The organism is Agarivorans sp. QJM3NY_29, from assembly GCF_050870835.2.
In the GTDB taxonomy this organism is placed as follows: domain Bacteria; phylum Pseudomonadota; class Gammaproteobacteria; order Enterobacterales; family Celerinatantimonadaceae; genus Agarivorans.
In genome coordinates, this window is the sequence record NZ_CP194036.2 from 3,725,870 (window position 1) to 3,738,982 (window position 13,113).

General features: G+C 44.5%; 7 protein-coding genes. 3 read left to right on the forward strand and 4 right to left on the reverse strand.

Annotation, left to right across the window (positions count from 1 at the left end; all coding sequences use genetic code 11):
* Positions 1-48 precede the first annotated feature (48 nt).
* Together ACRRS0_RS16960 and ACRRS0_RS16965 are read right to left on the reverse strand one after the other, a co-directional pair.
* Positions 49-3,753: a DUF748 domain-containing protein gene (locus tag ACRRS0_RS16960; RefSeq protein ID WP_432452036.1), complete on the reverse strand. Its 3,705-nt coding sequence runs from the start codon at positions 3,751-3,753 to the stop codon at positions 49-51.
* A gap of 30 nt (positions 3,754-3,783) precedes the next feature.
* Positions 3,784-4,410 (reverse strand): LysE family transporter, encoded by a 627-nt coding sequence (locus tag ACRRS0_RS16965; protein ID WP_432456150.1) that lies wholly within the window; start codon positions 4,408-4,410, stop codon positions 3,784-3,786.
* A gap of 333 nt (positions 4,411-4,743) precedes the next feature.
* Here ACRRS0_RS16965 and ACRRS0_RS16970 point away from each other — a divergent pair, with 333 nt between their 5' ends.
* Positions 4,744-6,015, forward strand: a complete 1,272-nt coding sequence (locus ACRRS0_RS16970) for a GGDEF domain-containing response regulator (RefSeq protein ID WP_432452035.1) — start codon at positions 4,744-4,746, stop codon at positions 6,013-6,015.
* Positions 6,016-6,038: 23 nt separating this feature from the next.
* Here the strand turns inward: ACRRS0_RS16970 and ACRRS0_RS16975 are convergent, their stop codons facing one another.
* Complete coding sequence (locus ACRRS0_RS16975; protein WP_432452034.1) at positions 6,039-8,960, reverse strand: HD domain-containing phosphohydrolase; 2,922 nt, start codon at positions 8,958-8,960, stop codon at positions 6,039-6,041.
* Between the two features lie 244 nt (positions 8,961-9,204).
* On the opposite strand from ACRRS0_RS16975, the gene ACRRS0_RS16980 reads away from it, so the two are divergent.
* Both ACRRS0_RS16980 and ACRRS0_RS16985 read left to right on the forward strand, forming a co-directional pair.
* Positions 9,205-10,524 carry a DEAD/DEAH box helicase gene (locus ACRRS0_RS16980; protein ID WP_432452033.1) on the forward strand — a complete coding sequence of 440 codons (1,320 nt, stop codon included), beginning with the start codon at positions 9,205-9,207 and terminating at the stop codon, positions 10,522-10,524.
* Positions 10,525-10,639: 115 nt separating this feature from the next.
* Positions 10,640-12,436: an ABC transporter ATP-binding protein gene (locus ACRRS0_RS16985; protein ID WP_432452032.1), complete on the forward strand. Its 1,797-nt coding sequence runs from the start codon at positions 10,640-10,642 to the stop codon at positions 12,434-12,436.
* A gap of 2 nt (positions 12,437-12,438) precedes the next feature.
* Here ACRRS0_RS16985 and ACRRS0_RS16990 read toward each other — a convergent pair whose 3' ends face one another.
* Complete coding sequence (locus ACRRS0_RS16990; protein WP_432452031.1) at positions 12,439-12,906, reverse strand: TIGR02444 family protein; 468 nt, start codon at positions 12,904-12,906, stop codon at positions 12,439-12,441.
* Positions 12,907-13,113: the final 207 nt, after the last annotated feature.

The window sequence follows — 13,113 nt, forward strand, 5'->3', positions numbered from 1 at the left end:
GAGCGCTATTATCCGCCCCCCCTTAATTAACGCAAGCCCAAGACCCTGTTAATCCGCAATCACACTCAGCGTCACTATCATCGCTGAAGGCTGTTTATCTAAGGTTTGGCGCTGTACAAAGGCGCGCTCATTGGGCAACTGATATTGTTTGGTTAAGGCATCCTTCACGGTGATAGCTCGATGTTCGGCCAAAGTTTCTAACTGCGCTTCGCTCACCGTCATCTTTTGCACCAGATACTGATACCAAAGGCTATGTAACTGTTGATTGAGATGTTCAGGGCTTAACTGTTGCTGTTCTTTTAAACTCTGACTCAAGGTTTGTCGATCGAGCTCTCGACGACTTTCTTCTATATTTTGCTGAGCCAAGTTCACTAATGCGCTGCGCAAGCGCGTATCCTCTAATACCGAGCTTAAATTAACTTGCTCGATAGGCAGCGTTAAACCCGATGCTTCGATCAACAAAGATGCAAGTTGCTGACGTTTTAAGGCTGGCACATCTTGTGCTTTTTCAACCGATCCTGTTAACGCGATTTTTAGGTGCGGTCGTTTATTTAAACCTTTCACTAATTGCGCTAGTTGCTGAGTTTGGCTCTCACTTAATTGGCTACTACCAGCCGCAAAGCTAAAATGATTTAAGGTTTCGTCAGAGCCAACTAAAGAGCCGATGATGGCAAAGGGTGACGTGACAATTTTAGTCAGCGCCCCCCCCAAGGCTTTAAACACTAAACCAGCAACATTAAACTCAGGATCATTCACATCTCCACTAACTTTTAATCCGAGATCGATCACCCCTTGATCATCTTCCAGTAAAGCAATAGCCAAAGAAACCGGCAATGAAGTGGCCTTCTCACTGTCAGTGCGCTTACCTAACTGTAACTGTTCGATATAAATCTGATTATTGCCCTGTAGCCGATTCTTCTCCATCTGATAAGCGAGAGATAAAGACAATTGCCCACGCTCAATCACATAGCCAGCATAAGTCCCGGAGTAAGCACTTAGGCGGGTTAATTCTAGATGTTTAAAATCGAGCTCCGCATCAAAAGTTGGCTCGGTAGCTAACGGGGCGACTTTACCCACAAAATTTACCGGTGCATAACCATCAACCTGCCCGCTCAACGCCACTTCGGCAGCCATACCAGGCGCTTGGCTTAACTGACCAATATGACCAGAAACCTGTTCGATATCGGCTGAAAAATTAGGCTTTAATGAGCGGTCAGTGAAATTGACCAAACCGTCGCTAAATTCGGTTTTTTCGATACTCACCCGCCAATCGTCTGGTTCGGAAACACTCGATTCCGTTGACCTATGACGAGCCACTTTAGCAGGCTCCGCCGCTTCAATCGGCTTAATAAGGCCATTCAGGTTGGTCGAAAAATCTTCATCGATATCCACCAGGAAATACGGCTTGATAAAACTCAGTTCACCCAAGGCCAAGCGCCGCTCGGCGCTATTAAACTCGAAGTGACTCAGCTTCAATTGATTCCATTTCAACAGCTCAGATTGAGTCCGCGCATCTTGTAACTGCAAGTCGTCTACACCAAGCTCACCTTGCATCGCCAACGCAAAAGCCTGTTGCCAGTTTAAACTTAACTGTAAATGTGAACTTAGCTTGGCCGAAATAAGTTCCAATTCGGAGTATTGCGCGATATAGGGTTGGTAATGATTTAGCGCGAGTGCATCAAGCGTGACGTCAAGTTGAGCCTGTTGCTCAGCTAATTGTACCAGCCCTTGCAGCTGCACTTTCCCACCTTGTTGTGCACTCAGCGCTGCCGAAACATTCACCGGCTGTGCCAAACTCGAATCCAGAGGGCCTACATTAAGACTTTTGATCTGCCAGTGATGGCTCAATGCTTGCCCCGAAAAAACTTCGCTCAAAGCCAACTGGGAGTTCTGCGCATGAACCTGTTTAATCCGTACTTGCCAGTCAGGTTGAGAGCCATCATCGCTGGCCTTATCCCTTAAAATCGCAGCAGGCTCTAAATGAGGAGAGCTCTGCGATGATGTCTGAGTCACCAGCAACTGCTCAAGCACATCGAAATGGCCGTCTTGATCGACATTCATCGACAAATTAAGACCTTCGCTATTGACCCTGTCAATTTGAACTTGGCGTGTGGCAAGGTCGACCCCTATATCTTCGACCTGCAATGTTGGCCAAATGATCCAAGCTTTAGCGCCATCATGCGGCGAATTTAGCACCCTCAACTCAGAGAGCTCCAACCGACCTTGCTGAGAGGTAAAACTCATGAAGTCATTCAGATCAATGGATAACCGGCTACTAAAAGCCAGCTTGCCCTTGGCCGAAGGTAAGTGAAGCCAAGGGGAATACCACTTTTGCAGCTCGGCTATCGACAAATTAGCGATGCTCAGTTGGCCATTTAGTTTCTGTTTAGGCCCCTGAAACTGTAGTTCGGCTCGAATTGGACTCTCACCATAAAGTTGGGCCGCCAAACGCACATCTGTGGTTTGATTCATTGCACTGGAAAAAGCACCGAGCTGTAATTGCTGTAACAACAGTAAATGATTTTTACTTTCGGCCTGCCACTGTTCATCAATATTCAAGGCAAACTGCTGCAACGACACACTGGAAAAGCTCACTTCCCAAGGCTTAACAGCTGCCTCTGGCGCATTACTGATAGACCTCGCTGGCTCGACCTCAGCCGCCCCGCTCATTTCCGCCAATAACCTATCGAAATGAAACCACGACAACCAGTCTAAATGCGCTTGTTGATCAAGCATCCCCTTAAACATGCCATCACTAATTTGGATGTCACCGAGGCCAAGCTGCCGTTGACGCAGATCGAGCGCGATACCTTTTAATTTAAGCTGCGCTAAATGACTACGGGTTTGCTGCAGCGCCTGTAAACTCAGCGTATCAATAAGCAACTGGCCCTGCTCCGTAGTCAATTGAAAATCATCTTGGTAATCAATTAAATACTGAGTGCTAAGTTGTAAATTGCCCTGAGTGATGCGCAAATCAGTATAAGGACGAGCAAAGGCGAACGCATTGGCTAACTGAAAGTTCTCTAAACTCACATCACCAGAGATTTGCGAAGCGGGTAAGTCCACATAACCGTTCCACGTTAAGCGCCCCTTATCTCCAATCTGAGCATTCACTTGGTAAGCATTAACGCCCGCACCGGTTTTTTGGCTATAGAAATTCTGTAAGGATAAAGAAACTTCCGAAATATCGAAATCTACTGCTTGCTCAGGTAAATAGTCACTGATCCGCAAACTCGCATCACGTAACAAAAATTTCCCGAATCCAAACCTTGGTAAACTGCGACCAGAGATATCCGTTGGTTCTATTTCGGGTTCAGCGGCTGTCGCAAACAAGCTATCAATATTCAGACGACCATCTTGCAAGCGACTCAAATGAACAAACAAGCCATCGAGCTCAACTTTGTCAAACTGCCAGCGCCAATAAAATAGGGAACTCAGACTGAAATCAATATACAGTCGTTCAAAACCAAGCAGGGGTTGAGATGGCTGAACCGCCAATTCGGCCAAAGAGAATTGGCGTAAAGTTAATGCAAGCTTTAAAGGATGATAACTCAGTGCTTGCACTGAGACCGGATGGCCACTACTGCGACTGAGTTGGCTCTCAATTTGCTGTTTCAATAGCCATGGCAAGAAAGTAAGAGACAACAACAAATACGATATAAAAGTGAGCGCTAAATAGCTGGTTATCTTTTGCCAAGGCCGTAAGGTCTGCCAACGTTTTTTTAGTGGTTTTATCCATCCAACTAAACTCATAGCGCTCCCATAAAACTAACTTACCGCGACTTACTTTTGACTACTAAACAATAAGCGAATACCCAAGCTCACTAACACCAGCCCCATGCTGCGATCAAACCAATGACCCACTTGCAAAAACTTACGCCTGACTCGCTGAGTGCTAAACAACCAAGAGATCATCATAAACCACAAAGCGGTGGCCATAACCATATATAAACCATAGCCTATTTGAACTAACATCGGGGTTGCAGGACTAATCACCACGGTAAATAATGACAAGAAAAATAAGGTTGCTTTAGGATTTAAACCATTGGTCATAAAACCACTGATAAAGGCGCTGCGATCACTGAGTTCTACGGGCGCAGTCTGGTGAAGATCGTGCTCGGTTCGAGCCTTGGAACGTAAGGCATGAAAGCCAATCCATAATAGATAAGCGGCACCTAAACATTTGATTACATTAAACAACCAAATAGATTGTGAAATCACCAAACCAATACCAAGTACCGAATAGACCACATGAATCAAAATACCACAGCCCACCCCCAACGACGTCATAACGGCAGCCCGCCGCCCCACGCCAATACTATTCTTTAATACCACTGCCAAGTCTGGGCCAGGTGAAGCAACAGCCAATAAATGAACCACTACTACGGTCAAAAACTCCATCCAATACATCACATTCCCTCCTGAACAATACTATCTACAAACACAAGCCCAATATCTCCGGTCCAGAGAGTCACAGAGCAAGGCCAAGCTGAGTGAAACTGCTGAATCACGCAGCAAATAAAGCTTTCACAACGATTACTTTTCACAATCATAGTCTGCACCATGGTGCGACAAGCACAACAAGCGCAGCTCCTGGCCATTATACATTGAAGAGCAAGCGTCTCTCCAAACGGCCACCTTCAACCAGCCCTTGGTATTTATATTGAGAAAAACTTGGGTCATTTACTAAACATTAAGCTCTCTTACTCTACAATCAAACAAGCGCTTATTGGAAGTCATACAATGCAAAAAGTACTCATTGTCGAAGACAGTGCCACAGTTTTAAAAATACTACGTCATCTATCACCGATGCTTCGTGATTTAGTTCCTGTTTTTGCCGCCGACTTCGAGCAGGCAAAACAAGCGTATTCGGCACACCCAGAGCATTTCTTTGCGTCTCTCGCTGATTTCAATTTGCCCGATGCCCCTAATGGCGAACTCATCGATTACTTACTTGAACAAGGTTTACCAACCGTTGTTCTTTCAGGCTCATTTAATCAACAGAGCCAATCCTTAATCCATAAAGGTGTGGTTGATTATGTATTAAAAGAAGGTCGTTATGCCTACCAACTTGCCTTCGATTCAATTAATCGACTCTATCAAAATCGCCATACTAAAGTACTGGTTGCCGAAGATTCTGGCTTAGCAAGGAAACACATTTGCAGTTTACTGCAACGCCAATTATTCCAAGTATTTGAAGCCGAAGACGGACCAAGTGCGTATCAACTTTTGCAACAGGAACCTGAGATTAAATTACTGATCTGTGACTACCAAATGCCACACTTAAATGGCTTTGAATTAGTCCAAAAAGTCCGTCACGAAATGACTCAGCGACGGATCAGCATCTTAGGACTTTCTGCGGCGGATGATCCCCAAGTATCAAGTAAATTTATTAAAAATGGTGCCAATGATTATCTGCCAAAGCCCTTTTCCATTGAAGAGTTTCAATGTCGGGTGAACCACTGCCTAAATACTCTCGCCTTGGTCGAAAAACTAGAAAAAGCAGCCTATCAAGATTACTTAACCGTCATCCCCAATCGACGTTATTTTATTGAACATGGCCGAAAACTACACCAAAAGGCTCTTCAGAAAGGCTCGCCACTTGCAATAGCTGTGCTCGATATCGATCACTTCAAAAATTTTAATGATCAATATGGACATGAAGCTGGCGACGCGGTGTTAGTTCACTTCGCCCGCCTACTAAAGTCAGGATTAACAAATTTTTTGTTCGCTAGAACTGGAGGCGAAGAGTTCAATGTCGCCTTAGCCGGATTAAATAACGATCAGGCTTATCAATTACTCGATGCTTTTCGAGCTCAAGTGGCAGCCACTGATTTTTACTACAACGACCAAATCTTATCGATCAGTGTCAGTATTGGCGTAACCAACCAGCACCACGAACATTTAGAAGCTCAGCTCAATTATGCCGACGAATTGTTATATCACGCAAAAAGTGCTGGACGGAATATTGTCGTTGGTGACGAGTCACTTACTCACAAAGAATCACCGGAGTGAGCAAATCATGACTTGTCGAAGCCTTATACGCCTTGTGGCATATAATCATCAAGGTTAATCTCATCAACTTGCGCTGGAGCTAAATAATGCTTGGCGTAATCAAGATAGATCCCCGAACTTAAGAACAAACGGAACACATCTGCGTCAATATGTTGATCTTCACACATGCGACACATAATCATCAACGACTGACTCAACGTTTTACCTTTTTTATAGGGTCTATCAGCGGCGGTTAAAGCTTCAAATATATCCGCCACCGCCATCATCCGGGCCGTGAAAGGCATTTGAGACTTGATCAGCTGTTTGGGATAACCGCTGCCATCCATTTTTTCATGGTGGCCACCGGCGATTTCGGCAACCCGCCGTAAATGATCTGGAAAAGGTAATTTCTCTAACATAATGATGGTTTGCACAATATGATCATTAATTTTATAGCGTTCTTCTTCCGTTAAAGTGCCGCGTGCAATGCTCAAATTATAGAGTTCACCGCGGTTATATTTATATTTAGGAACCTCAAGTTTAAAACCCCAAGGATTATCATCAGCAATTTTTTCATCTTCTCGCCGATAAATAATATGTTCTGGTTTATCATCGATCAGCTTCTCTTTAACAGGCAGTGGCGACACCTCAGCACTACGACGCTCTAACTCCACATGAGATAAACCTAAACGATCATCTAATGTTCTCAACCAAGTTCGTTGGGCAATGCTCTCTAAACGTTCGATGTCATCTACACCAACAAATTCACCGCCAATATTCAACTTGGCAACAAAAGCAAATTCATCGTCTAACACCTGCAGTTCCTGCGCTAGCTGTTGCGCAAGACGCTCCTGCTCTGGCTGGCTAATTCCATCAGCAACTTGCTGCCAATAACGTAGCTGTGCATCTCTTTTTAACACTTCAAAGCGCATTCTTAACTCGTGGATCCGATCATAGATGGTTTCCAATTTAGTGGCTTTGTCCACCACATACTCAGGGGTTGTGACCTTGCCACAATCATGCAACCAACTCGCGATATGCAGTTCTTCCCACTGATGCTCAGTCATGGAAAAATCAGCAAACACCCCTTGTTGTTGCGCAACCGCAGCGCTCGCCAACATTTTTGTTAACTCGGGGACGCGTTGACAATGCCCGCCGGTATATGGCGATTTAGCATCAATTGCACCGGCGGTCAGACGAATGAAAGACTCAAGTAATTGCTTTTGTGATTCCACTAAGTGACTGTTTTCAATGGCAATCGTCACAACACTACTCAAGGCGTCGATAAACGACAGGACTCGAGAAGATACTTCGGTATTTTCGAAACCAAAAGTGGCAATAATACCGACCAACTTATGTTGACGATTAATTAACGGCGACACGACTAAATTCAAGTTTTGCTGTTGAAAATTCAAACGTTCGAATTTGCTGGTGGCAGTCGTCGTAGCATCTAACAAATGCTTTACGAGAGGTTGTGACAAGCTATCAACATAGTCAAACTGCTTGGGCAAAGAGATGGTATTACCAGATTGGGTTTGCAACACAAATTGCTGATCCTGCTTCAACCATATGGCCCCATTGTTCATGTTCGCCACTGTTTGCATCTCTTGGACACTTTTTTCTAATAAGCGAGAGAAGTTACTCTCCTCACCGAGCATGGTTGAAACATCGGCAAACTGTTGAATGGTTTTCTTTAATTGTTCGGTAATTTTACTCAGCTGATCCACCTCCAATACGACCGAGTTCACGGGTACAGTGGCATCGAAATTGAAGGCCATGATCGCTTCACTTTGTTTCATTAACGCCCGTAACGGCGTAGCAACTAAGCGCGAGGCATACCAAGCAACAGGTAGCGAAATTAAAATAATGATAATGCTAAATATGACCGACTGATCACGTATCGCTCTTACGTCCATTAACAGCTCATCTTCCGGAGTGACCAAACCTAAATACAGATTTTCTAAGCCTTGTTCATTCCCAGAGCGAGCCCCCGCCAGCTTCAATTCGATCACATTTCCCATCCACTGTTGATCTTGATAGTCAAACAGAAAGCTTTCTCCAGAAACTAAATTCGCTTGCTTAGTTAAACAAGACAGTACCCCTAAGTCTTGCTGTTCAAGTTTTGGTAAAACCACCGCTGCGTCACTCACTTGCAAGTGTTCACTAATCCACGACGGTTGTTGATGGGCTAATACCGAAAAATCTTGATCAAACATCACCAACTGCGAAGATCCACTGATAATATTTTTTTGCAGGCTGGAAGATACACTGGCCAGTGTAATATCTACCCCTACGACCATCGATTGACTGGTATTTGCGGTGGCGAGGGTCACCCCGACCTCATTGGTGGTATAAAACACATAGGGTTTGGTTGTCGCCAAACCAGGCTTACTCATCGCCAGCTGATACCATGGCCGCTCACGAGGATCTAACTGATAATTTCGGGTGTGCGAATCAACTAAGGTCTGCATTTTTTTGTTATAAAAAGTCAAACTCGATTTTCCCGCCACCACTTTGGTGACTAATACCACAGCGCCTAAGGGCGCCTTTAGTTGGCGATGCTTTTCTAGGGTATCCAGCGGACGAACTAAATAGAAGTCACCGTTTTGATACCCCAGATAAGCCGCCGATAAGCCCCGCTGCTGGTTCAGGCTGGCATACAGCATCGGTAACCAACGCAGCTCTTGTTGATCAAGCTGCTGCATACTTAAATCCAGTGCCGCTAAATCGCGGATGAAATGCTGCGCCGGATAAATAAGCCCCTCTAATTCAGACACCGTAGCGTTCCCAACTTGCTCAAAGGCATGGGCCTGATTTTTACTCACAATATCGCTGGTATGGTAATAATTGAGCGCCCCTATCACCACGCCGCTCATAATCAACATAAACATCATTACGCACACCAGGTGAATGTGAAAAGAAAATCGCCAAGCGGGTTTTTCACTTATATTTTGATTTGTGTTCATGATCGATCCATCAATAAAGAGCTCTGTCCTAATTGATAACTATCGCAACATGAGCCAATACAGGCAAGTACAACCCGTCGTTAAATTGATATGTAACCAAAAAGGTTCATTCATCAAACCCAGCCTGATAGTCAATCAATCGCGTGATAAACCAACAAATTAATCCCATGGCTATGAATCCTTTAGGTAAGCATTCCGCTTTACGGTTATAATCAACACACATTCATCATATGAGAGTAACAACTTGCAGTTTTCCGAACTTGGCTTAGATCCTCGCTTAAATAAAACCATTGAGCACTTTGGCTTTGCCGAGGCAACCGAAATACAGGCTAGAGCGATTCCAGCAGCCATTGCAGGAAAGGATCTGCTCGCATCTTCAAAGACTGGCTCCGGTAAAACCTTAGCTTATCTGCTACCCGCAATGCAGCGGATGTTAAAAACCAGAGCACTTTCCAAACGAGATCCTCGGACCTTGATCCTCACTCCTACACGCGAGCTAGCTAAACAAGTATTTGCGCAACTGCGCCTCTTGGTTGCCAATACGCAAACGCGAGCTTGCTTAATCAGCGGTGGAGAGAATTTTAATGATCAAAGTAAAGTCTTGCGCAAAGACCCGCATATTATTGTCGCCACCCCCGGCCGTTTAGCAGACCATTTGAGTAAACGTCATTTATATCTAGAAGGTTTAGAACTGCTGATCCTAGATGAAGCCGATCGAATGCTCGATCTCGGATTTGCCGAACAATTAAATATTGTTGACCAAGCAGCCAACCATCGTAAACGTCAAACCTTGATGTTCTCGGCCACTTTAGATGATGCTGCGATTAACTCTTTCGCCCTCAAGCTGCTTAATGAGCCAGAGCGGATTGCCGTTGGCTTTAGCTTTACTCAACACCAAGACATTAGCCAACATTTTGTATTAAGCGATAACTTGGAACAAAAACAGTTACAGTTAAGCCACTTACTGCAACAGGCGCATTTAAAACAAGCCATTGTCTTTACCGCCACTCGTGCCGACACTCAGCGCTTGGCCGAAGAGTTTAACCAACAAGGCTTAAAATGTGCGGCTTTGAATGCAGATCTCAACCAAGGGGCTCGCAACAAAATTATGGATGAGTTTAGTCGCGGCCATCAACAAGTCTTGTTTACCACCGACTTAGCCTCTAGAGGCTTAGACATTGTGCAAGTTTCCCACGTCATCAACTTTGATATGCCAAAACATGTGGAAGAATACGTGCATCGTATCGGTCGCACCGGGCGCGCGGGTAACTCAGGCACCGCCTATTCCTTGATAGGGCCAAAAGATTGGCAGAGCTTTAAAAGCTTAGAAGCCTTATTGGAACAAAAAGTTGATTTCAGCCTACTTGAAGGGGCTGAGTTAAAGGCCAAGTTTAAAGGCTTACGAGCACCAACGAAGAAGCAAATGAAACACAAAGCCCAGCCTGCGGCGAACAAAAAGCGCGGCGCAATTAAAAAAGACAAAGTAATAAAATCGAATCGAACCTTTGATGTTGGCACCGATATGGGTGATGCCCCCATTGTTCGCCAGAAGAAAAGCGATTAAATTCAAGTTGTTCAGGGTACCACTAATTCTTTAGCCGTACCCTGCGGCTAGCTTTTTCAATCAAGTGTCCGTAGACTTGGCAGCATCTCAAATGAAAAAGATTCTTATTTAAACTATGGATTCAGCCTCAGTCTCTCCGACTTTTACTTGGGCAAGCATTCGCCAACAAATTTTCCAATACAAACGGCCGCTCGCTTATGCTCACTTGATTGCCATCATCGCGACCTTGGTCAGCGTACCAATCCCGTTAATGATGCCGCTACTGGTTGATGAAGTGCTACTTAAGCAACCGGGAACCGCCGTTGCGATAATGCAAACACTGCTTCCCGAAGTTTGGCACAAACCCAGTGGTTATATTCTAACGATTTTGGCCCTAGTGATTAGCCTGCGACTACTATCTTTAATTGTTGGAGTACTACAATCTAGACAATTTACTTTCATCGGCAAACAGATCAGTTTTTTAATCCGTCAACGTTTAGTCGAACACCTACCCAAAGTTCAGCTCCGAGAATATGAAACTCAAGGCTCCGGTGGGATCAGCGCCCGTTGCATCACCGATGTGGAAACCTTGGATAAATTTATTAGTGAAAGCCTGTCAAAGTTTTTAGTGGCGGTGCTCACGATCATCGGTACTGCGGCAATTTTACTTTGGATAGATTGGCAGCTAGGGCTGATTATTCTGCTGCTTAACCCAGCAGTCATCTATTTTTCTCGATCTTTTGGTAAGCATGTTAAAGAACTTAAAAAACAAGAAAACGCAGCCTTTGAGGCTTTTCAATTAGCCTTGATTGAAACCCTAGACAGCATTCAACAATTACGCGCAAGCCAGCGCGAAGACCATTACTTCTCACGGGTGGTCACCGCAGCCAGCCAACTCAAAGATCATGCGATCGCTTCGCATTGGAAGACCGATGCGGTTAATCGTTTAAGCTTTACTGTCTTCTTAATTGGTTTTGAAGTGTTTCGCGCCGTAGCCATGCTGATGGTGATATTTTCCGGTTTAACGGTTGGCCAAATCTTCGCTGTATTCGGCTACCTTTGGTTTATGATGGGCCCCGTTCAAGAAATACTCAATATTCAATACAGTTACTTTAGTGCCAATGCAGCGATGGCAAGACTCAACCAAATATTTGAGTTAAAGCAAGAACCTCGTTACCCCTGTCAAGTAAATCCCTTTAGCCAATCGCAAGCGCCCGACATTCGTTTTGAAGATCTTTGTTTCAGTTACACGGCCGAAAGCCCTGTATTAAAAAACATTAATATTCAGCTCCCCGCAGGGAAAAAAGTGGCCATCGTATCGGTAAGTGGAGGCGGAAAATCAACCTTGGTCAACTTACTGTTAGGTCTCTACCAAAAAGACAGCGGTCAAATTTATTTTGCAGGTCACCCTATTGAATCCGTTGGTTATGCCACGGTCCGTAGCAATATCGCCACAGTATTACAGCAACCGATCTTATTTAATGCCAGCGTTAGAGAAAATCTCAATATGGGGCAACAACATAGCGACCGCGAATTATGGCAGGCCCTAGCGCTCGCAGAACTGAAGACCACCACCAAAAAACTACCTGAGCAATTGGATACGATCGTAGGGCGCAGCGGTGTACGTTTATCTGGAGGACAAAAGCAACGTTTAGCGATTGCCAGAATGATTTTAGCAAAACCTGCGGTGGTGATTCTAGACGAAGCAACATCGGCCCTAGATACCGAGACCGAAGCGAAGGTTCACCATAATTTACAAGGATTTTTAGATAATCGTAGCACCTTGATTATTGCTCACCGTTTAAGCGCTATCAAACAGGCCGATCTAATTTATGTGTTGGATGATGGGCAAATTAGCCAAGTAGGCGAACACCAACAACTGATCCAACAACAGGGCCTATATCAAACCCTTTATCAGCACCAAACCGAGTGAGACTAGCCAAGGGCGAGCGCAACTCGCTGTAAATATTCCTCTGGACTCAGCTCTACCTGTTCAAGGTACGCAGATAAAGCCTGCTCAGCTGGCTGACCACCAGGATAGCGTTGTTGGCTAATCACCAACTTTTGCTGCTGACGTTGCTCCAATTTTAATTCATGCTGTAATAACAGATCATATTGACGTTGGCTAATCAAGGGCTTCACTACGCTGCGGTAATCCCGAAATTGCTTCAGCTTTTGTTCGCTATCGTCAATATTTCGTTGTAAGTAATCAAGATTGACCATCCATCGCTGCTGCTTACAAAATCCTAACCAAAGTAGCAAATTAACATTGCATTGATATTTATTTTGTAAGGACAAACACAGGCTTTTTACCTCAGGCGCAGCATAAACTTGTAGGGAGTAACGCCAAAACTGATCGACGATGACCTGCTGTTCCGGTACTAAAGAAGATTCTTGCATCATAGTCTAACTCACTCCATGTCAAACCAATTTAAGTAATATTCTTATGCCTGATCAAAAGCTAAAAAAGCTAAAAATCTGCTAATTACCAAAGTCCTACCCTAACAAAGTGGCTAACTATCTGACAACTCTTGAACTATTCCTTAATCAAACGAACTGTAAAGAAAAAAAAACGCCATCTGAAAGATAGCGTTTTGACTAAAAATCTTA

What these genes read in the sequence shown, in the direction of transcription:
- ACRRS0_RS16965 (WP_432456150.1), bottom strand. Translation starts at nt 4,410, where the DNA reads ATGTATTGGATGGAGTTTTTGACCGTAGTAGTGGTTCATTTATTGGCT.
- ACRRS0_RS16985 (WP_432452032.1), top strand. Translation starts at nt 10,640, where the DNA reads ATGGATTCAGCCTCAGTCTCTCCGACTTTTACTTGGGCAAGCATTCGC.
- ACRRS0_RS16960 (WP_432452036.1), bottom strand. Translation starts at nt 3,753, where the DNA reads ATGAGTTTAGTTGGATGGATAAAACCACTAAAAAAACGTTGGCAGACC.
- ACRRS0_RS16975 (WP_432452034.1), bottom strand. Translation starts at nt 8,960, where the DNA reads ATGAACACAAATCAAAATATAAGTGAAAAACCCGCTTGGCGATTTTCT.
- ACRRS0_RS16970 (WP_432452035.1), top strand. Translation starts at nt 4,744, where the DNA reads ATGCAAAAAGTACTCATTGTCGAAGACAGTGCCACAGTTTTAAAAATA.
- ACRRS0_RS16990 (WP_432452031.1), bottom strand. Translation starts at nt 12,906, where the DNA reads ATGATGCAAGAATCTTCTTTAGTACCGGAACAGCAGGTCATCGTCGAT.